We start from the raw sequence: 20252 nt of genomic DNA, 5'->3' as shown, positions 1-20252 counted from the left end.
GAACAACGGTGAGAATTGCGGCACTGTTCTTGGGGCTGATTGCCGGGTTGTTTGTGTTGCTGGTGCCCAGTGCGCTGCGCATCGACCTGATATCGCCATTTCTCGATTTCTGGGCCAACAGCACCAGCGAACGATTGCTCGGCACGATCGGCTGGTATGCACTGGCCGGCGCGGCGATGCTGGGCGGCCTGCTGGCCACGGTAACGCCGGGCTTTGCGGCGCTGCTGCTGCTAGGCGCTGCGGTTGGCTGGCTCGGAATCGGCATTTCGGTGCCGCAATTGTTCACCTACCACCTGCTCGCTCCGGCGGGTGCTGCCGCGGTGGCGGCGGCGGTGGCGTTCCTTGCCGGCGAGCTCCAGATCCGGCGTCGACGCGTGGCAAGGCGCAGCCGCAGGCTTGCGGTCGAGGCAGCACCGGCCAATGACGAGATCGAGCGCGAGGCGGCGTACCGGGCGGATCCACTGCTGATGCCGCGGCAGGATCTGCCGACGCCCAAGCGGGGGATCCCGCTGACGCTCAGCGACGTGACGGTGACCTCGCGACCCGCTGCCGAGCCGCCGCGCTGGCAGGATCTCGACGCGCCGCCGGGACCACGCGGCCGCGATCCTGATATCTGGGCCGAAGCCCGGCGCGAGCCGGCACCGCCGGCAGTGGATGCGCCCCGACCTCGCCGCGAGCCCGAACCGGTGATCGAGGCGCGGCGAGCCGAAACATGGGCCGAACCCGAGCTTGAGCCTGAACCCGAACCCCGTCCCCGGCGGGCGCCCCCAACCCGGCGCGAACGCCGTGGCAGCGGGCTGATCGCCGCCATGGCAGCGGTGGCCGCGGTGCTGGTGCTCGGCCTGGTGCTGGGCGCGGGCGCCTATCTGTTCTATCGCGACGGAAATCTCGCAGCGCTACCGAGTGCATCACCGTCCGCCCCGAGCGCCGTCGCCAAGGAGGCTGCAACAGAGCCGACGCCGAAGCCGGCCGTCCCGGCGGCGGCAGCCGCGTCGGCGACGGAGCCGGCTAAAGTCGGCCTTCCCGCCTCGCCACCCGCAACGCCGGCCGCCACATCGGGAGCAGCGGCACCGGCTGCCGTGGTCGCCGACCCCTCCTCCGTGCCGCTGCGCGTCGCGGCCGCCCCAGCACCCGAACTCTACGACGACCCATCGAGCTATTGCCGGGCGGTCGGAACGATCGACTATGTCGACTATCGCTACGCGGGCCCCGCCTTTACCGAGGCGATGACCCGCACCTTACTGATCCCGCTGGGCTCGGCCCGCGACCGCGTCCACTGGCGCTGCTTCAACGGCACGGTGCTCGCTTGCACGTCCTATCTCGGGCCGATCTGCGACATGGCGCCCACGGTGCTCGAAATGCGCGAGTTCTGCGAACGGAACCCCAATGTCGACCAGCTGATGGCACCCAGCGGCACCTGGTCATGCGCCGACGGGCAACCGCAGCTCCCTACCGACGCCCGTTGGCCAGTCGACGAGCGCGGCTTCGTACCACGCGCATGGGTCACGGTGCCCGACACGGAAGCCGCGCCGGCAGGCTAGGTTCGCGATGACGGAGGGGCGCCTCGAAGTGGATTTCGAGCATCGCTCGCCCCGCCGCGAGAACCTCGCACTGCCGGCAGACGGTCTGCATCCAGACGTGGGCATCAGGTCGACAACGGCCGTAACCCCTCGTGTCGTGACTGCGATCGAAGGCGGAACAACGGATACGCCAGGCACAGGTCAATGTGCCGCGGACGCGGTGAACATATCTGCTGCAATCAGCCAGTTATCGAATTCTCCGGCAAGAACTTCATATAGCTTATTGCTGCGCGCAATAGACCGAGGTCGCCTGCTCGCGGTTTGCCTGTGCCAAATCGAGCATGAACCCCGACAGCTCCCGCTATCTCAATAGATCAGAACTGATCTTTGATCCATCGCGTCCGTTTCGTTGATATCTATTGATATCCGCATTGGTGTTACTACCAAGATTCACCACCTATGTGTGTATTCGCAAAGATGTTGTCTAAGTTGTGCTGATCGGAACTTGGCGCCGCCGGCTGGATAGGCATATTGCCATTGCGGCTTAGGCTAGGTAAAGGGGATGTCCGCGGATCGGCCCTATACTTTCGGGCCGGCTGTCTGTCACGAGCAAGGATCCTGTTCCAGCGCTGCTGGCACGCGGTATGCGCGTCGCGGCGGCTCGATACATTTGAGCAAGGCGATACGACCCAATGGCGTCGAAGGATAGTGGCATGAAGTGCCGTGTGTGCGATGGACTTCGGCTCGAGCCGGTGGTCGATCTGGGTGAGCAGCCCTGGTGCAATCACTTCCTCCGCAAGGAAGAGGTTGGCACCGAACCTTTCTATCCGCTGCGTGTCGTCTATTGCCATGACTGCTCGACGGCGCAGCTCGACTTCACCGTCAAGAAGGAAATCATGTTCGGGGATCACACCTATCTTTCAGGTGTGACGAAAGCCCTGTCCGATCACTTCGCTAGCGTGGCGAGCGAAGTGGACGAGCGCTTCTTCCAGGGCCGGACGGAAAAGTCGATCCTTGATATCGGCTCCAACGACGGCACTCAGCTCAAGCATTTCCAGAAGCTCGGCTATGAGGTGCTCGGCGTCGAATCATCCAAGGGGACCGCGAAGGCCGCCAACGACGCAGGCGTTCCGACCCTCAATGCCTTTTTCAACAGCGAGACGATGGCCGGCATCGGCCACAAGTTCGATGCGTTCAACGCCTCGGGGGTGTTCTTCCACCTTGAAGAACTGCATTCGGTCTGTGAGGCGATCAAACAGGGGCTGAAGGACGATGGGGTGTTCGTCGTCCAGTTCCTCTACATGAAGAGCATCATGGAAAATCTGGCGTTCGACCAGATCTACCACGAGCACCTGCTCTACTACACCCTCAAGACGATCGAGACGCTGTTGAACCGGCACGGTTTGGCCATGTTCGATGCGCGTCTCGCCCCCATCCACGGCGGCTCGATCATCGGCTTCATAGGTCATGCCGGCGGACGCCCCGTTTCGGAGCGACTCGCCCAGATGCGGGCGGAGGAAGAGACGTCCGAGTGCAACACAATCGGGGCCTATCGGCTCCTCGACGAGCGCATCAAGCGCATGAAGCTGGAGAACGTTGCCTATCTCGACACCGCGCACGCCGCCGGCAAGCGCGTCTTCGGCATGGGCGCCCCAGTGAAAGGCAACACCATGCTCAACTACTTCGGCGTGGGGCCCGAGCGCATCCAGTGTCTGGTGGAAAAGAACACGCTACGGCGCGGTCTCTACTCGCCGGGCATGCACATCCCGATCGAGATCGAAGGCGAGCTCGAGCAGCAGCCCGACATCTACTATGTGCTGGCATGGAACTTCAAAAAAGAGATCCTGGCCAACAACCGTGACCTGATTGAAAGCGGCGTCGAGTTCTACTTTCCGGTCGACCCGAAGGTAAGTGCATGAATATTCTGGTCACGGGCGCCTCAGGATTCCTGGGAACGGCGCTTTGCTCCTTCCTCGAGCGGCAGGGCGCGGTGCTGACGCGGCTCAATTCGCGCAACTGCGACCTGACGCAACCTGACAGCCTGCCGGCGGCGGCGCCGGACCGCTACGACTTGATCTTTCATCTCGCCGCCTGGACGCAGGCCGGCGACTTCTGCCTCCGGCATCCGGGTGAGCAGTGGATCATCAACCAGAAGATCAACACGCACGTGCTGGATTTCTGGGCCAGCCAGCAGCCGCAGGCCAAGCTGGTCTTTATGGGCACCAGTTGCGCCTACGCGCCGGGATCGGACCTGCGCGAAGCGGACTACATGGCGGGTGAGCCGATCGACAGCCTCTACACCTACGCCATGACCAAGCGCATGCTCTACCAGGGCGCTCGCGCGTTGCACCGCCAGTTTGGCCTGCGCTACCTCTGCGCCGTTCCCTCCACCCTCTATGGGCCGGGATACCATACGGACGGACGGCAGATGCACTTCATCTTCGATCTGATCCGCAAGATCATCCGTGGCAAGGAGTTCGGGGAACCGGTCGTCCTGTGGGGTGATGGCCACCAGAAGCGCGAGATCGTGCTGGTAGACGATTTTGTGCGCATTCTCTGGGCCCTGACGGACAAGTTCGACAACGACATCTTCAACATCGGCGCCGGCCAGGAGTTTTCGATCCGCACTTTCGCCGAACAGATCTCCACTATCGTCGGCTACGACGCCGGCAAGATCCAGTATGATACCAGCCGCTATGTCGGCGCGACCTCGAAATGCCTCAATGTCGACAAGGCCAAAGCGGCCGTTCCGTATGAACTGACGGCGCTGCACGAAGGTCTCGAGAGCACGATCCGCTGGTTCTACGGTGCCGGAGCGCATGATCTATGAGAGTTCTTCTGGCGCTGTCCGACCTGTACAGGAATACAGGTGGCGGGCAGACCGTATACCGCAAGATCATCGAAACGGCGCCGAACATAGAGTTCTGCTATCTTCGGGAAGCCGAGGCAGAGCACGAGCAACGCCCGCCCAACACGCGCACGTTCCCGCTGCTGTCTCGCAACACCCTGCGGCTGAACACGCCACCGCCGCATCTCGACTACGAAAGAAATGCCCTCGAGGAAGCGGATGCTATCGCCCGGTCGGTTGCCGGGCAGTCTTTTGACATCGTCGAGACGCCGGATTTTCTCACCTTTGGTGCCGCCCTGCGGGAGGCGTGTGCCTACCGTGGCGTGAAGGTCGGCCGCTTCGTGCTGTCGATGCACGGCAATATTTCGACCTCGATCGAGCTCAACTGGGGTTCGGCCGGCGACAAGGTGCTGGAATACGCGGTCCTCGAGCAACGGCAGTTTGCCGCTGCCGACGGCGTTTACGGCATCTCTCGCAGTTACATCCGTGAGTGGCAGGCCCGGGTGGACCGAGAGGTCCAGTACATCGATCCGGCCCATTTCGTACGCTCGCGGTTGCCACGTGGGCCCTTGAGTGACTCCGCGCCGCCTTCGCTGTTCTGTATAGGTCGCTCCGAGCGGCTGAAGGGCAATGATCTGTTCATCGAGCTCGTTCGCTGGCTCGACCCGGCAACGTACGCCAAGGCACAGCATGTTGGGCCTATCGATGTCTCCAATGGCGTGAGTTCCGCCTATCATCTGGCGAATATCAGCAGGATGCGCGGTCTGGACGTTTCGTATCAGCCCACGCTTTCAGTCGATGAACTCTCGGCGATCTACGCAGCACCCTCGATCATCGTCCTTCCCACTCGCTATGATACGCTCAACTTAGTGGCGCTGGAGGCACTGTTCTCCGGCTGCCCCGTCGCGGTCTCCTCCAAGGCCGGCGTTTGCGACTATCTGGACGACGCACATCCACACCTACCCTACTTGAAACTCGATCTGGGTGATTTCTATGGCAACGTTGGTGCCATGCAAGATCTTGTCGAGAACTATGACAGTCATCGCCGAGCTCTGCATGAGGCCCTCCTAGAGCATCCTCCTTTGCCTGCGACACCGCTCGACATGGAGGGTGTCTATCAGGGCATTCTAGACGCCTCGGCGCGCACCCCTCAGCCGTCATCGAGGCGGCTTGAGCTGCGCCTCGCGGGGCGGTCGAGCCCCTCGGAAGAACGGGATACGGCGCCCGCCTTAGTCGGCACCAGCTACGAAGAGGAGGAAGCTCCGGCTTTGGGGCATCGCGTCGTGCAGTTGGTCCGCCATGCGACGCCAACCGAATGGAAAAATCGCCTCCGTCCGCTCATTCGCGCGCCGCGGCACTTCCTGATCGACCGATTGCGCGGGACCGGGTATTTTGGTGACGCTAAGTACTTCGCCATGCTTGCCGACGCACACAGGGTACCACACCGATTGCGCAACCTGGGCAAGCGGTCAGAGCGGAGCCAGAATGAACTGAAGGACAAGCTGAGGGGGATATATCATGACGCCTCAAACCTTCTGTTTCGCTGCAATTTCTGGCTCGACATCGCGCGCGTAGAGCGCCTGCGCGGTCAAGACCTGATGGCCGCGACCTACGAGCTTCGCTTGCTGCGGCTCCTCGGTGAGGACCGGCTCGGGCTTCTGCCGCGCCTGGTTGAAACCCTGGAAAAACACGGCTTCACCCGCGAGGCGGAAGGGGTGCTAGCTCAATACGCTGATCCTGCCGCCGCGCCGGAGCGGGTGCATGCGCTGTTGAAAGAGCGCTTCGACCAGTTGCGCCACTACAACGAGAAGCCTTGGGCGGTCGTTGATGACCGCCGGACCGGCGCAGCTCGGGTCGCAGTGATCGTCTCTCTGTACAAGGCCGCGGACAAGCTGCGCTTCTTCCTGACTGCGCTGTCCCGGCAGTCTCTGATCCAACGCGGTGAGGTCGAGATCATCCTGGTGGACAGCGGCTCGCCGACCGACGAGAGGGCAGCGTTCGAGGGCTTCCATGCCGAACATCCCTTGAGCATAGTCTATGCCCGCTCCGCCGGACGGGAAACGATCCAGGCCGCGTGGAACCGAGGAATTAGGCTGGCGACGGCGCCCCATCTTGTGTTCCTGGGCGTCGATGAAACGCTGTATCCCGAGGCCCTGGAGGTCCTGACGGACGAACTCGACAATCATCCCGAAACCGATTGGGTAATGGCGAATTCGCTGGTCACCGCCGTCGACGAGCACGGGCTGCACAAGAACGACATCATGCCCTACGACCGGAGCGGGGCCACCAAGGACAACGTGTATCTCGAGACATGCTACCTGTCCTGGGTTGGCGGCATGTACCGCAAGTCGATCCACGATCGCTTCGGCTACTATGACGAGACTTTCCGGGGCGCGGGCGACACCGAGTTCAAGAGCCGGCTGCTGCCCCATATCAACGTGCGCTTCGTCGATCGCATGCTTGGCCTGTTTCTCAACTATCCCGACGGCCAAACGACAGCCAGTCCAATGGCTGAGATCGAGGACAACCGCGCGTGGTACCTCCATCGTACGGCGGGCGGTATTCGCTATGCCTTCGATAGTCGGTCCGTCGAGGACGCGGAGGCGCTGCTTCGCCTATGCACAGGGTATCGCAAGTCCTACTATCGTCACATCAGCACGGATGTTGAGTACGGTTCTCTGCTGGCCGACTATATTTTGTCGCGCGAACCCGACTCTGCACTGGCGTCAGCTCTTGCGCCTGGGCTGCACGCCTTGGTCGAGCAGTTGCGCCGTCTCGAATTTTCTCCTCACTCGACGTCGCGACGAGACGCCATCGGTCGCATGACGGGTGCGTGGCGCACCGCGCGCTCCTGGCAGAAAGAGCACGAACGCACGCCGCCGGAGCTTGGCGTTGGTACCTCGCACTACAAACTGTCGAACGACAATCGATACGAACAGCATTCGTGGCTGTGGAAGTCGGTATGAGCGCCCGCTGGTGCGCGGAGGTAGACAGAAATACGGGATGCCCGTCGTCTGCCGGCGCCTAGGTAACGTGGCCGAACGCCGTCGCTAGATTGCAGCAAGGGGGATGAGAGTTGCTCACGCAGGCCGTTGGAAAATTTCTTGATCGATTGGCGTTCGGTTCTCCTGCGGCTCAGCGAGTTGCGAAGGAGAATGCCGAGCTTCGTGCAAGACTCGCTGAGTTGGGCGACGGACGCTCAACCTTGCAGACGCTGGAAGGCACCCCCTACAGCCGGTACGCCATTCCCGTCGACTATCCACCATCGCGAGACTTTCGCCCGCGGTGGGACGTAGCGAATCCGATCCGCGGCCTGAACACGTGGTTCGAGTCCAATAGCGACAGCTACCACGCCTTCCTGCATGAGATGCGACGTCTCGGCGGGCAACTGACCAACGTTCCGATGGCATTTGATCCGGCAAATCTGCCGATGCCCGCCTGGACCGGAGTGCCCTACTGCGCCTTTGACGCCGTGGCGCTGTACGCCATGATCCAGCGCCACAAGCCAGCCGTATACCTCGAAATCGGCTCTGGAATTACGACTTGTTGGGCACACTTGGCGGTAAAGAATGCCAAACTGTCGACCAAGATTATCTCCATCGATCCGGAGCCTCGCGCGCGCATTGACGCGATTTGCGATGAGGTTATCCGGGGCGGCCTTGAAACTTGCGACCTCGCAATCTTCGACGAGCTTCAGCCCGGCGATGTCCTGTTCATGGATGGGTCGCACCGGTCATTCATGAATTCCGATGTTACTGTTTTCTTCCTTGAGGTACTGCCTCGTATCAAGCCCGGGGTCATTGTCCACGTCCACGACATAATGCTGCCGTACGACTACCCCGACAGTTTCAAGCACTGGTACTGGAACGAGCAGTACATGCTCGCCGTATACCTCATGGGAAACCGGCACCGGATCAGCCCGCTCCTTCCCACAGCATACATTTGCAATGATCCGCAATTCGGCAGCGAGATAGCGCGCCCGCTTGTAGATGTACCCGTGGACCCGGCAGATTGGCGCGGCGGCGGCGCGATGTGGTTTACCCACACCGCGTAGGGAGCCCGGATCCGCAAGTCATTCTAGGCGCTAGGTGAGGCTTTTTCGCATTGGCCGGATTACTCGAACTCTATCGCCGGGCAACCGGTTTTTACCAGCTGCGGTCTCGCATGGAGGGCCTGGAGAGAGCTCAAAGCGAGACTCTCGATGTGCTGTCCCGACAGCACGAGCAAATCGCCGCCGTGCACGATCTCGTCAAGGCTCGCATGGAGGGTATAGAGAGAACTCAAAGCGAAACTCTCGATGTGTTGTCCCGACAGCGCGAGCAAATTGCCGCCGTGCACGACCTCGCCAAGCCTACGCCGGAGGACGATGTCGAGAGGGCTACGGCAGTCGAGATCACTGCATGCCGCGCCATCGCTGATCGCTGCATCTTCATCTGGGGACCAGCACGGTCGAACACGACCATCCTGACGGAGATCATCAACACTTCGAAGGACGCTCTGCTGCTCGCCGAGGCAAACCTGTACGCCCCGAAACACGAGGATGGCTTCAGCACTTGGTACAACACCCAGCATCGGTCCTTCCACAACCAAGTCTCAAAGTCGACGTACGCGCCCCATTTCAACGACGGCGGCTGGCTGGAGTGGCTCCAGGCGGCATCTCAGTTCTATGAACGCGTTGGCGACAAGATGGCGTTCACGAACCACCAGTTCGCTGTGATGCCCACCGACCAGATAAGAGCCTTCTTCGAGGCTCGCTTCTTTGCCGCCCGCCACATCTTCACTTTTCGTGATCCCGTCCAGACTTTGCTGTCGACAGCACGCCTGTTCCGGATATCTGAGGACGCTACCCTGCGCCCCTACATCGTGGGCTGGCTAAAGACGGCTCAACTCTGGGCCGACTGCGTCCGAACCTTCCCCAACACACTCACCGTCGCCGATCCACTGAGCCCCGCTACTATCACCAGGCTCGCTGAATTCCTCGCCCTCGATTTGACCGGTGCCGATCGCCTACTAGATCAGTCAGAGCGTCGGAGGCATACAGTGCCCGACTCGTTCACGACGCTTCGCGCCATTGAGGGCGAGTTGTCGGCCGTCTATGCCGATATTCAGGCAACGGTCGATGCTGATCCGGTACTTTGGCAGGCGGATCAAAAGCGGTCCCTTACACTGAACGACACCAGGACCGACTCCAATGCCGGCATCTCCTTGGCGCCTCAGCCCATCGGTCAAGTATGGGCGCGAGCGGAGCATCTGATCTCGGAACTATCCGCCTGAGCCAGACTAGCAGCAGTGAGAAGCCAACTTTCCGCAAGGGCCTCTCGCGCCAGTCGAGTGGTGGCAAAGCGAGGGATCCACTTTGTGGTTCAGGAATGGTCTCACCGTCGTCGCAGGGGTCAGGCCTTTGAGCCTTTTTTTGGGGCAATGACCCAATCTAGGAAAAAGTGCCTCTCTGGAGGCCGGAGCGGGTCGACAGCGGCGGCTCCAGTGGCCAGGCCGCCCTTTTGGAGCGCGAAGAAGCGGCGGTAGCCACAACCGTCATACTGACGAAGCTCCTCGTGTGGGTGAGGGCCGCACCACTACGCCGTCGTCTGCACTGACTCGAGGCTGCAAGAGCCGCCCCCGGGCCGCAAGCCTTTTTCCAAAGCGCTGGCCTGGAAGTTCAACGTAACGAAAGCAAAGATCGGCACAGGGCAAGGCCAGAGCAAGTGTAGCCACGGCCTGGCTTACGCCGTAGGCCCAGCCGGAGCTGAACGCCCATGGCGCCAGCCGGTCGAAGGCAACCCAAACGACCGCCATCACCGGGAAATGCAGAAGATACAGCGAAAAACTCCGGTTGCCGATCCAGGTGAGCGATCGATAGAGCCATCCGGTCGAATTTGGGAACGCGGATCCGCTCCGCGCAAGAAACAGTAGGGCGGCAAAGCAGATAGCTGTAAGCGGCGCTGCGAAGCCATGGAGAAAGGGCGCCTCGGGCGAGAAGATGTCCTCTGAAAGGGACGTGATGATCAATGGGATCAGGATCAGGTAGGGAGAGAAAGAGCCGCCCTTCGACACTTGCCTCGTTGGCAGGCAAGCGACGATCACCCCGAGCGCCATGAAATCGAAGCGCCACTGACGAAGGTAGGTCAAAGGGCTGTCCGACAGTATCGGATAGTCGAATAGCAGGCCTACGCGTTGCGCTAAGCAGAGAACGTAGATCGCCGTTGCACTGATCAGCAGCACTCGCCGCGTGGCTAGAACCGAGAGGCGCGTACACAGTGCAAGCAGCGCAGCGAACGCAAGATAGAACTGGAACTCGACGCTCAGCGACCACATTGCTCCATTGAGGTAATGTGCGCTGCCGGAGAGATTGATAAAGAAGCCACCGGCCACGCCGGCCGCCTGCTGAAGCCAGTCGATCCAGCTGCCAGAGAAATTCTGCCGCCCCCAATTGTCGGCGGGGAGGGCACTAGCAATCCAGAAAACTGCTGCACTAATCACCAAGAAGACCAGTATCGCCGGGATAAGTCGGAAGAGGCGGCGCACCAGGAACTCGATTGGCGAGCGGGAGGTGGACAGCACACTTTGCGTTACGACGACGCCGCTAATTAAGAAGAATAGCTCAACGCCCAACCAGAACGGCATTTGGACATGTGTTGGCAGCGCATCGCGCAACGTTCGAGTGAGACTGAGGTGCTGCGCCAAAACGAGCAGAATCGCCAGACCGCGCAAAACCTGTATATCAGCAACCTTGTTGCTTGCCGGCTCAGTCACTTGCTCTGTCACAGTAGTGCCCCCACTTGAGCATCCTGCTAGCAGCAAATCGGCTCTCCTGCCAGTTGCTCTTAGGTACACCCCAATTGCGCGTTCGACCGGTGCGCAGGGCCTGCGGCACCCGGACCGGGACCCAGCTCCTGCCCGACCGGCAACCGCCCCCTCCTAAGGAACCAGGCTGCGATAGACTGCGATGGTTGCGGCGGCGACCGCGGTGGTTCGGAATTCGGCCTCCGCCTTGCGTCTTCCCGCCCGCGCAATTGCTCGGCGTAGCGGTTGATCCTCAGCCAGCCTTACGATGGCGGCGGCAAGCGCCTCGGCGTCGCGGGCCGGAACGAGCAGGCCGGTTACCTCGTCGGTCACCACCTCACGGCAGCCCGGGACATCAGTGGTGACGATGGCGCGTTCCGCTGCCATGGCCTCGAGCAGGGTCTTGGGCAGACCTTCCCGATATGAGGGCAGCGCCACGATATGGCTCTGGGCCAGGATGTCCGGGACATCGCGGCGAAAGCCGAGCCATTCGACGATGCCCGCCTGGTCGAGCGCCCTGAGCTCGGCTTCGGTCATGGAGGAGGGATTCTGCGGATCGGGGGCGCCGACCAGGGTAAAGCGGATGCCGTACCCCCGGTCACCGAGCAGACGTGCCGCCTCGATGAACTCGCCAACGCCCTTGTCCTTCAACATGCGGGCGACGAGGACCACCCGGACCGGCGCCGGCGGCTCAGGCGACGGCCTGATCGCTTCGATGTCGACCCCTGCCCCGCGGATCAGCACGGCTTCGGCCGGGTCGACCGAACCGTCCGCTGTTGAGATCGCCAGATCGTCGGGGTTCTCGAACACCACCCGGCTGCGGGGAGGATTCAGCAGCCGGCGCAGCACGGCGCGGATGAGGGGGCGGAGCAGCCGAGCGAGCGGCGCCTGCGACGAAAACACGAAGCCCATGCCGACCGGCGCATTCACCACCGCGGTGTTGCCGGCCGCGAGCGAACCGTAAATGATCGGCTTCAGGGCGACGTGATGGACAATATCCGGGCGCTCGGAGCGATAGAGGCGCCAGATGGCCAGCAGCGTTCGCAGCTCGCGCAGCGGATTGAGCCCGCCACGGCGGAAGGGAACCTCGACGAACCGGTAGCCGTGCTCCCGAATGGTGGCGCCGTCGCCATTGTCTCGCGCCGCAACCACAACCTCATAGCCGGCACCGCGCGCGGCGTGAGCCCGATCGAGGAAATGCGACAAGAAGAACCAGTCCTCGGTGAGCAGGAACACCAGCTTCTTCCGCGCCGTCACGATCGGTTCTGACTCCCTCAGGCCGACCACGACGATGATAGACCGGTGGGTTCGGATAGCGTAGACGGGCCGACGAGTCTACCTAACTGGATGCACGCACATGCGGTTCGACTACTGCGTCATCGGCGCAGGGATTGTTGGCCTCGCCTCCGCCAACAAGATCCTCGAGGCCAATCCAGGCGCCAGCCTGCTCCTGCTCGACAAGGAGGAGCGGGTTGCAGTCCACCAGACCGGGCACAATAGTGGCGTCATCCATGCCGGAATTTACTACGAGCCGGGAAGCCTGAAGGCCAAGCTCTGCCGTGCCGGCGCGCATATGACGCGAGCGTTCTGCACCGAGCATCAGATCCCCTTCGAGCAATGCGGCAAGCTGATCGTCGCAACCAATGCCGCCGAGGTCGCGCGCATCGACGCGCTATACGCGCGCGCCGCGGCCAACGGCCTTGCGATCACCCGCATCGACCAGGCCGAGTTGCGCGACCGCGAGCCGCATATCACCGGCATCGCCGCGCTGCTCAGCCCCGAAACCGGCATCGTCGACTATACGCGGGTCTGCGAGAAGCTGGCCGAGACCGCACGGTTGGCCGGTGCGGAAATACGCTTCGGCGTTGCAGTCGACCATATCAAGGAAGGTCCAGGCAGCGTTGAAATCGGTGCCGGTGGGGACCTCTGGATTGCTCGCAGGCTGGTCGTCTGCGGCGGCCTCCAGGCTGATCGACTGGCCACCGTCGCGGGCCTCGATATCGACTTCCGGATCGTGCCGTTCCGCGGCGAGTACTTCCGGCTCAAACCGGAAAAGAGCGAGATCATCAAGCACCTGATCTATCCGGCCCCCGATCCCGAGCTGCCGTTCCTCGGCATCCACCTGACGCGGATGATCGATGGCAGTGTGACGGTGGGTCCCAACGCGGTGCTCGGGCTGGCGCGCGAGGGCTACCCGAAGTTTTCGGTCGACCCGTCCGACGCCTGGAGCATCGCCAGCTTCCCTGGTTTCTGGAAGCTGATCTTTGCCAACCGCAAGCATGCCTTGCACGAGCTCAAGGGCTCGCTCTCGAAGCGCGCCTACCTCGAGGAATGCCGCAAGTACTGCCCGTCGCTCGAGCTCGAGGACCTGCTGCCGTATCAGGCGGGGATCAGGGCGCAGATCGTCACCAGGGACGGCAAGGCCTTCCATGATTTCCTGATCAAGGAGACCGACCGGATGCTACACGTCTGCAACGCACCGTCGCCGGCCGCGACCTCGGCTTTGCCGATCGGCCAGATGATCGCCGAGAAGGTGACGGCGCGGGTGGCCTGATGGTGGAGCGCGCGTACCCACTGATTGATCCGGGCTGTTGGGCAGAGCGGCTGTCGGCCATCGACTATGCTGGTGCTCCTGCATTGTTCCTCGATCGCGATGGGGTGGTGGTCGAGGAATCGCACTACCTGGGCCGGGCCGAGGATGTCGTCATGATCCCGGGAGTTGCCGAAGCCATTGCCGAGGTCAACCGCCGGCACATCGCTGTGGTGCTGGTGACCAATCAGGCGGGAATCGCGCGCGGCTACTATGACTGGAGCGGCTTTGCAGCGGTCCAGGCGGAGATCTCCCGCCACCTCGCGGCCAGCGGGGCGCACCTCGATGCCGTGTTCGCCTGCGCCTATCACGGCGAGGGCCACGAGCCCTACCGAATTAGCGGTCACGCATGGCGCAAGCCGCAGGCCGGCATGCTGGTCGCGGCCGCCGGCATGCTGGGCGTCGACCTCGCAGCCTCCTGCCTGATCGGCGATACCATTACCGATCTCGAGGCTGGCAGACGGGCTGGCCTTGGCCTCGTGACGCTGGTTACGACCGGCCATGGTGCGCAACACCTGGTGGAGCATGGAAGCGCGCTCGCGGCTTGGCCGGAGGCTACGGTTCGCGCCGATGCCGCAACGGCTATTGGCGATTGGCTTGCTGCCCAGCGGCCTAGAGGTTCTGCCTGACGAAAGCTTCCGCCTGGGCCAGCGTTTCCGGCGTGCCAATGTCGATGAAGGCGGCCTCACCGAGGGGCACGACACGAAGGTCGGCGCCGGCAGCGATCAATTCGGGCACCAGATCCTGCTCCATGCTGCAGGCTCCGTCACGCCGCAGCGCCTCGAGTGCCGTCCGCCTGAACAGGTAGAGCCCACTGTTGATGTAGCCGTGCCCGGGCACCTTCTCGCGGAACGCGGTCAGCCTATTTGTGCCGTCGAAGGCCAGGCTGCCATAGCGGCCTGCATCCGGCACTTCGACGCCGATAATGCCCCCGGCAAGGCCCGGCTTCACGCGCAGAGCCAATAGCTCCGGAATGCCGCCAATGCAGAGCCCGTCGCCGTTGGCGACCAGCACCCAATCCCGGCAGAGGTGCAGGCAGTTGAGCACGCCGCCCCCGGTGCCGAGCGGGGCCGGCTCGCGGCAGGCGACACGGTCGATCCCGGGGAGGGAACCATCGGCGCACCAGGCCTCAATCGCTTCCGAGCGATAGCCGGTGGAATAGACGAAATGGCTGAGGCCGAAGCCGCCGAGAAACATCGTCAGCCAGTGGAGAAATGGCTTGCCGGCCACAGCTATCATCGGTTTGGGCGTCTCGGGATGGATCGCCTGGATGCGCGTCCCCCTGCCCCCGGCGAGGACAAGGACCGAAACATCAAGGTTTGCGCCAACGGTCATGCGTCTGGAAACAACGCGGCTTCGACCTGCTCGCACAGGTAGTGATAAAGGCAGATGTGCACCTGCTGGATCATCGGTGTGGAACGCGACGGAACGTCGATCAGCACGTCGGCAGCTGCCGCAAGCTTGCCGCCGCCCTGGCCGGTGAACGCAACGGTGGTCATCCCGGCGGCGGACGCCGCCTCGAAGGCCGCGATGATGTTGCTTGAGTTGCCCGAGGTGCTCAACCCGATCAGCACGCCGCCCGCGGCGCCGTAGGCCTCGACCTGGCGCGCGAAGACGGTTTCGAAGGCGTAGTCGTTCGACCAGGCCGTGAGCACAGCCGTGTTTGACGACAGGCAGATGCAGTTGATGGCGCGGCGTTCCCTGAGGAAGCGCCCAACCAGCTCGCCGCTGATGTGCATGGCATCGCTGGCCGAGCCGCCATTGCCGCAAACCAGGATCGGTGCGCCGGCCCGAACGGCAGCAACCATCGCCGCCACGGCCTCGTCGACCCGCCGCGAACCAGCGTAGTTGGCAGCTTCGTCGAGTATCTTCGCCGAACCCGCAAGATAGTCGGAAATGCTCATTTGATCTCCCGCGAGCGCCCTCCCGGGACGCCAAGGTCACATCGCCGTAGAGGCGTGATCGCATTGCCACGCATCATCGGAAGCTGGCAAGCGAACATATCGGCCACGTTGCCTCCCATAGGCTTTTTCTGTAGGCATGCGCCGGTTACTAACCTCGGGGCGGGCAAGCACATAATGAGCGATAGGGTATTGGTCACCGGCGCGGCGGGCTATCTTGGCTCCATCCTCGTGCCGGAACTGCTGGCGCAAGGCTTTTCCGTCACCGCCCTTGATACATTTGCTCGCAATGACGGCGCGCTGAACGCGGTCGCGGCCCACCCGGCGTTCGAACCGATTCGCGGGGACACGCGCGACAAGCCGCTGGTCGAGCGCCTCGTCGCCAAGGCAGATATCGTGATCCCCCTGGCGGCCCTCGTCGGTGCGCCGCTCTGCAAGCAGGATCCGCTCAACGCCCAGACCATCAACCAGGACGCCATCGTCGACATCATCGGCATGATGAGCCCGGCGCAGCGGATCCTCTATCCGACCACCAACTCGGGCTATGGCATCGGCACGCAGGGCGAGTACTGCACCGAGGAGACGCCGCTCAACCCGATCTCGCTCTATGGCGTCACCAAGGTCGAGGCCGAGAAGGCCGTGCTCGGGCGCGAGAACGGCGCAAGCCTGCGCCTCGCCACCGTCTTCGGCATGGCGCCGCGGATGCGGCTCGACCTGCTGGTCAACGATTTCACCTATCGCGCCGTCACCGACCGCGCCGTGGTGATCTTCGAAGGTCACTTCAAGCGCAACTACATCCACGTTCGCGACGTCACGAAGGCCTTTCTTCACACCATCGCGAATTTCGAGACGATGCGAGGCAACGCCTACAATGTGGGACTGTCCGACGCGAACCTCTCCAAAAACGAACTTTGCCAGCGCATCCAGAAGTACGTGCCGGAGTTCGTGCCGATCGAGGCGCCGATCGGCGAGGATCCGGACAAGCGCGACTACATCGTCTCCAACGCCAAGATCGAAGCCACTGGCTTCAGGCCGGACCATTCGCTGGATGCCGGCATCCAGGAACTGATACGCGGCTATCGGATGATCCGAAACGCCAAGTTCGGCAACGTCTGACCAGCGCCCATGCTCCTCACTTCGCGTACGCCGCTCCGGGTCAGTCTGTTTGGCGGCGGTACCGACTATCCAGAATATTTTGAGCGGCATCCCGGCGCAGTCGTCGGCATGGCGATAGATAAGTACATCTATGTCAGCGCGCTTAGGCTGGGCAACCTGATCGACTACCACTACCGGGTGAGCTACAGCCGGCTTGAGACGGTGCACTCCATTTCGGAGATCCAGCACCCGGTGGTCCGCAGTACGCTTGAGTATTTCGGCGTTACCGAGCCGCTTGATATCAACGTCATGGCCGATTTGCCCGCGCGTAGCGGCCTGGGCAGCTCGTCGAGCTTCACGGTCGGCCTCATCAACGTGATTGCGGCACTGAAGAAGCTCTCGCTGACCCGTCTCGACCTTGGCAAGATGGCGATCAAGGTGGAGCGCGAGATCCTTCAGGAGAACGTCGGCGTGCAGGATCAATTGCACGCGGCGTTTGGTGGCATCAATCGCTTCGACTTCGCTGACAACCGCATCCGCATCTCTCCGATCCAAATGACTTCGGACTGCCAGGCGAGTCTGATGTCGTCGCTGGTCCTGGTCTACACCGGCGTGCAGCGCTCGGCCTCCGACACCGTAAACGAACAGCTGAAGGCCACCCGCGAGAACAAGGTGGAGCGCGAGCTCAGCCACCTCCTGACACTCACGAGCCAGGCAGTGGACGTCCTCGAGTGCGACAGTTCCTACCGCATGCTCATCGATCTTGGCGAGATGCTGCACGACGGCTGGGAGACCAAGAAGAAGCTCTCGAGCAAGGTATCGAATCCACAGATCGACGAGCTCTACGCCGCGGCCCGGGCGGCCGGCGCCCTCGGCGGCAAGCTCTGTGGCGCCGGAGGTGGCGGTTTTCTGCTGATGCTTGTGCCGGCAGAACGCCTCGACAGCTTTACCGAGGCGCTACGCGGCCACTCGGTCATCCGATTGGGCCTCGACACGCAGGGTTCGGTCGTACTCAACGCCTGAGTTCGGCGGGAACGGCGGGAGGCAGGTGACGGCACAGGTGGGCTCAGGCGTGAGGCGGAGGATGTCGTGAAACTCGTGCTCCTCAATCTCGGCAAACGGGGAGCGTCCCTGCACCTCAGCCTTGGCTTGCTGCGGGCCGCTGCTGACATGCACGACCTCGATGTTCGTCTGGTGCTGTCGTCCCAGAACGAACTGCCCAACGCCTTCGATCCCTTCGCCGCCAAGGTTGAGACGATCGGGACGTTCAGCCGACAGGCGCCAATCGGCGCCATTCTCAATTTCTGGGCGGCTCGACGGAAGCTGCTGGCTTACCTTCGCCGAGAGAAACCTGACGTCGTGCTCACGGTCATGCCGCATGTCTGGACGCCCCTGCTCATCGCTCCGATCCGCGCGCTTGGCATCCGCTATGCGACCATCATCCACGACGCGGCCCCGCACCCTGGCGATCCGGCGGCTCGCCTGACGCGCTGGCTTCGTTCCGAGGCCTTCGCAGCAGATCTGACGATCACTTTGTCCCGGAGCGTGGCCGACACGCTGGTTGCTGCCGGGGCGCCCCGCGACCGGGTTCTGGCGCTCTTCCATCCGGACATGGAGGTGCTGCCAAGATCGGGCAAACGTCAGCGGCCGCCTCGCAGCGGCCCCCTCGCGCTGCTCTTTCTGGGCCGTATCCACGCCTACAAGGGCGTCGACACCCTGCTCGAGGCCATGCTGTCACTCGGCACGAGCGACCCGGTGGCGCGCCTTACCATTGCGGGACAAGGTGATGCGAAACCGCTCGCCTCCCTGGTGGCAGCAACCGGAACGCGCCTCATCGACAGATGGCTCAGCGAAACCGAGATCACTGAACTCCTCGATACCCATGACGCGATCGTGCTGCCCTATCGCGAAGCAAGCCAATCGGGCGTTGCAGCGCTCGCATTTGCGGCAGGCCTGCCGGTTATCGCGTTTCCCGTCGGGGGGATCGTCGAGCAGGTGACAGACGGCGAGACGGGTGTTCTCGCGCCGGGGCAGGATGTGCACGCCCTCGCCACGGCGATCGAACGGCTGGCCCGCGACCCCGAGTTGCTCGAAGGGATCCGCGAGCGGCTCATCGCCACTGCCGAGTCGCGCTCGATGCGCACGCTGCTCCGACGGATTGTCGACCGCCTTTCAGGCTAGCGCGCGGCCCTGATTAGCTGCGTCACCAAAGCCTCCGCACTATGTTTCACCCGGGCCTGCGCAGCCCCGCGCTGCGCCATCGCACTACGCTCGGCAAACGTTTCCACCGCTTCGGCAATGGCAGCCGAAAGGGGGACAGAAGGCGAGAATTGCGTGCTCACCGCCGGGCCCGCCTCCGAGGCCAGCCAGCTGTCGGCCGGTACGACGACCGGCTTTCCTGCAACCATCGCCTGGACCAGGATGCCCGAGCTGCGCCGCCGGTAGAGCTGCGCGTCATAGGGGAGCAGAACGATATCCGCGCTGAACAGCAGATTCTGGAAATCCGCGATGGAAAGCTGCGCATCAACCAGTTGGACCTGCTCGTCGGTGTACGAAGACAATCGCCGCCGCGCGCTGAGGATCAGCTCTTGGTCAAGGCTGGAGGGCGAATTTGCCTGGGCGATCAGCCGAATACGTCCCGACCGGAGGTGCGTGTCCCGCAGCTCGTCCATTGCCGCGGCAAGCAGGTGGAATCCCTTTTCGGTCCGCGCGTTGCCCAAGTAGACCAGGCGAAGCGGCGGCTGGGCGGTCCGTTCTGGAACTGGCGAGTGCGGTAGGGCATGCGGAACCGGCAACACGGCGACGTCGCTGTCGCCGATGATGTCATTGTACTGGTCTGCAAGCTGTTGCGTGTCGGAATAGAAACGGATCTTGCGCCGCAACTCTGGCGTTGCCCTGGCACGGTGGATTGCTGCGCGGACACCGCCCCACGGATCGTCTCGCACGAATGGCTCGTCGGCATCGCGGCGCAGCACGACGTGGACATGAGGAAGCACCGACTGCCCCTCGAGCGCCTCGACCATGGCGTGCAATTCACTGATGGCGACGGTGTGGACCAGGACATGATCGTCCGCGCCGGCTGCCTGTGCAGTGAGCCCCGCGTGAAGCTCTCGCCCAAATGACGGCAGCGCCGGAGCCTTTCGAAGGCTGCTGTTTCGCGCCAATAGGCGCTTGGCACCGCCGCCGATTCCGATCAGCGGACGACGAAGGCCGACCGGCAGCCGGGCAAGCAGATAGAGCACATAACGCGTGGCTGGGCTCCGCCGTGCGGCTAGCCAGTCCTGTCGGAACCACGGCACAACCGGCGCCCCAAGCGCATCGCCAGCCCGATAGCCAAGGTTGGCGAGAATGACGGGCTCAAGGCCAAGGGTTTTGGCCGCCTCCGCGACAGCGAAATCGTACTCGAAGTGGTGGCCATCGAGGTCGCGTAGTGACTGGTCGGCGATCAGCAGCCGCCGGGAATATCGGTTCATCCGTTGCTTATGCCTGATAGATCGGCGCCGTTGGAAGAGGGC

Annotated in this window: 16 protein-coding genes; 11 read left to right on the top strand and 5 right to left on the bottom strand. The window is 62.8% G+C overall.

Features of this window, described 5'->3' with window-relative positions:
* The first annotated feature begins 8 nt into the window (after window positions 1-8).
* From AC1DV8_RS19975 to AC1DV8_RS19950, 6 genes are all read left to right on the top strand, one after another.
* Window positions 9-1541 carry a hypothetical protein gene (locus AC1DV8_RS19975; protein WP_477158654.1) on the top strand — a complete coding sequence of 511 codons (1533 nt, stop codon included), beginning with the start codon at window positions 9-11 and terminating at the stop codon, window positions 1539-1541.
* Between the two features lie 692 nt (window positions 1542-2233).
* A complete protein-coding gene (locus tag AC1DV8_RS19970; RefSeq protein ID WP_477158653.1) occupies window positions 2234-3439 on the top strand; it encodes a methyltransferase domain-containing protein in 1206 nt (401 codons plus the stop codon).
* The gene (locus AC1DV8_RS19965) at window positions 3436-4350 is read left to right on the top strand and encodes an NAD-dependent epimerase/dehydratase family protein (protein WP_477158652.1); all 915 of its coding nucleotides are present in this window, start codon (window positions 3436-3438) and stop codon (window positions 4348-4350) included. Before AC1DV8_RS19970 ends, AC1DV8_RS19965 begins: the two co-directional genes overlap by 4 nt.
* A complete protein-coding gene (locus AC1DV8_RS19960) occupies window positions 4347-7334 on the top strand; it encodes a glycosyltransferase (protein ID WP_477158651.1) in 2988 nt (995 codons plus the stop codon). The genes AC1DV8_RS19965 and AC1DV8_RS19960 overlap by 4 nt, the downstream gene beginning before the upstream one ends.
* Before the next feature lie 110 nt (window positions 7335-7444).
* Window positions 7445-8422, top strand: coding sequence for a class I SAM-dependent methyltransferase (locus AC1DV8_RS19955; protein ID WP_477158650.1), 978 nt, complete (start codon window positions 7445-7447; stop codon window positions 8420-8422).
* A gap of 50 nt (window positions 8423-8472) precedes the next feature.
* Complete coding sequence (locus AC1DV8_RS19950; RefSeq protein WP_477158649.1) at window positions 8473-9642, top strand: hypothetical protein; 1170 nt, start codon at window positions 8473-8475, stop codon at window positions 9640-9642.
* A 261-nt stretch (window positions 9643-9903) separates the two neighbouring features.
* On the opposite strand, the gene AC1DV8_RS19945 is transcribed toward AC1DV8_RS19950, so the two are convergent.
* Complete coding sequence (locus tag AC1DV8_RS19945) at window positions 9904-11133, bottom strand: acyltransferase family protein (protein ID WP_477158648.1); 1230 nt, start codon at window positions 11131-11133, stop codon at window positions 9904-9906.
* Window positions 11134-11286: 153 nt separating this feature from the next.
* The gene (locus AC1DV8_RS19940; protein WP_477158647.1) at window positions 11287-12387 is read right to left on the bottom strand and encodes a glycosyltransferase family 4 protein; all 1101 of its coding nucleotides are present in this window, start codon (window positions 12385-12387) and stop codon (window positions 11287-11289) included.
* Window positions 12388-12508: 121 nt separating this feature from the next.
* Here AC1DV8_RS19940 and lhgO point away from each other — a divergent pair, with 121 nt between their 5' ends.
* Both lhgO and AC1DV8_RS19930 read left to right on the top strand, forming a co-directional pair.
* Complete coding sequence (gene lhgO / locus AC1DV8_RS19935) at window positions 12509-13705, top strand: L-2-hydroxyglutarate oxidase (RefSeq protein ID WP_477158646.1); 1197 nt, start codon at window positions 12509-12511, stop codon at window positions 13703-13705.
* Window positions 13705-14370 carry a D-glycero-alpha-D-manno-heptose-1,7-bisphosphate 7-phosphatase gene (locus tag AC1DV8_RS19930; protein ID WP_477158645.1) on the top strand — a complete coding sequence of 222 codons (666 nt, stop codon included), beginning with the start codon at window positions 13705-13707 and terminating at the stop codon, window positions 14368-14370. The genes lhgO and AC1DV8_RS19930 overlap by 1 nt, the downstream gene beginning before the upstream one ends.
* Here AC1DV8_RS19930 and AC1DV8_RS19925 read toward each other — a convergent pair.
* Together AC1DV8_RS19925 and AC1DV8_RS19920 are read right to left on the bottom strand one after the other, a co-directional pair.
* A complete protein-coding gene (locus AC1DV8_RS19925; RefSeq protein WP_477158644.1) occupies window positions 14354-15076 on the bottom strand; it encodes a sugar phosphate nucleotidyltransferase in 723 nt (240 codons plus the stop codon). The genes AC1DV8_RS19930 and AC1DV8_RS19925 overlap by 17 nt on opposite strands.
* Window positions 15073-15645, bottom strand: a complete 573-nt coding sequence (locus tag AC1DV8_RS19920) for a D-sedoheptulose-7-phosphate isomerase (RefSeq protein ID WP_477150374.1) — start codon at window positions 15643-15645, stop codon at window positions 15073-15075. The genes AC1DV8_RS19925 and AC1DV8_RS19920 overlap by 4 nt, the downstream gene beginning before the upstream one ends.
* A 174-nt stretch (window positions 15646-15819) precedes the next feature.
* On the opposite strand from AC1DV8_RS19920, the gene AC1DV8_RS19915 reads away from it, so the two are divergent.
* The 3 genes from AC1DV8_RS19915 to AC1DV8_RS19905 all read left to right on the top strand — a co-directional run bounded on the left by AC1DV8_RS19915 (window position 15820) and on the right by AC1DV8_RS19905 (window position 18918).
* Window positions 15820-16758, top strand: coding sequence for an NAD-dependent epimerase/dehydratase family protein (locus tag AC1DV8_RS19915; protein ID WP_477150373.1), 939 nt, complete (start codon window positions 15820-15822; stop codon window positions 16756-16758).
* 9 nt (window positions 16759-16767) lie between these two features.
* The gene (locus AC1DV8_RS19910; RefSeq protein WP_477158643.1) at window positions 16768-17760 is read left to right on the top strand and encodes a GHMP family kinase ATP-binding protein; all 993 of its coding nucleotides are present in this window, start codon (window positions 16768-16770) and stop codon (window positions 17758-17760) included.
* A 66-nt stretch (window positions 17761-17826) separates the two neighbouring features.
* The gene (locus AC1DV8_RS19905) at window positions 17827-18918 is read left to right on the top strand and encodes a glycosyltransferase family 4 protein (RefSeq protein ID WP_477158642.1); all 1092 of its coding nucleotides are present in this window, start codon (window positions 17827-17829) and stop codon (window positions 18916-18918) included.
* Here the strand turns inward: AC1DV8_RS19905 and AC1DV8_RS19900 are convergent.
* Complete coding sequence (locus AC1DV8_RS19900) at window positions 18915-20210, bottom strand: glycosyltransferase (RefSeq protein ID WP_477158641.1); 1296 nt, start codon at window positions 20208-20210, stop codon at window positions 18915-18917. The two genes, AC1DV8_RS19905 and AC1DV8_RS19900, sit on opposite strands and share 4 nt — an antisense overlap.
* Window positions 20211-20252: the final 42 nt, after the last annotated feature.

The sequence above is a fragment of the Devosia sp. P3_B2 genome (assembly GCF_056402875.1).
The sequence above is the reverse complement of the archived record's forward strand: the minus strand, read 5'-3'. Positions and strand labels throughout refer to the sequence as shown.

What these genes read in the sequence shown, in the direction of transcription:
- AC1DV8_RS19970 (WP_477158653.1), top strand. Translation starts at nt 2,234, where the DNA reads ATGAAGTGCCGTGTGTGCGATGGACTTCGGCTCGAGCCGGTGGTCGAT.
- AC1DV8_RS19965 (WP_477158652.1), top strand. Translation starts at nt 3,436, where the DNA reads ATGAATATTCTGGTCACGGGCGCCTCAGGATTCCTGGGAACGGCGCTT.
- AC1DV8_RS19960 (WP_477158651.1), top strand. Translation starts at nt 4,347, where the DNA reads ATGAGAGTTCTTCTGGCGCTGTCCGACCTGTACAGGAATACAGGTGGC.
- lhgO (WP_477158646.1), top strand. Translation starts at nt 12,509, where the DNA reads ATGCGGTTCGACTACTGCGTCATCGGCGCAGGGATTGTTGGCCTCGCC.
- AC1DV8_RS19930 (WP_477158645.1), top strand. Translation starts at nt 13,705, where the DNA reads ATGGTGGAGCGCGCGTACCCACTGATTGATCCGGGCTGTTGGGCAGAG.
- AC1DV8_RS19925 (WP_477158644.1), bottom strand. Translation starts at nt 15,076, where the DNA reads ATGACCGTTGGCGCAAACCTTGATGTTTCGGTCCTTGTCCTCGCCGGG.
- AC1DV8_RS19920 (WP_477150374.1), bottom strand. Translation starts at nt 15,645, where the DNA reads ATGAGCATTTCCGACTATCTTGCGGGTTCGGCGAAGATACTCGACGAA.
- AC1DV8_RS19915 (WP_477150373.1), top strand. Translation starts at nt 15,820, where the DNA reads ATGAGCGATAGGGTATTGGTCACCGGCGCGGCGGGCTATCTTGGCTCC.
- AC1DV8_RS19910 (WP_477158643.1), top strand. Translation starts at nt 16,768, where the DNA reads ATGCTCCTCACTTCGCGTACGCCGCTCCGGGTCAGTCTGTTTGGCGGC.
- AC1DV8_RS19900 (WP_477158641.1), bottom strand. Translation starts at nt 20,210, where the DNA reads ATGAACCGATATTCCCGGCGGCTGCTGATCGCCGACCAGTCACTACGC.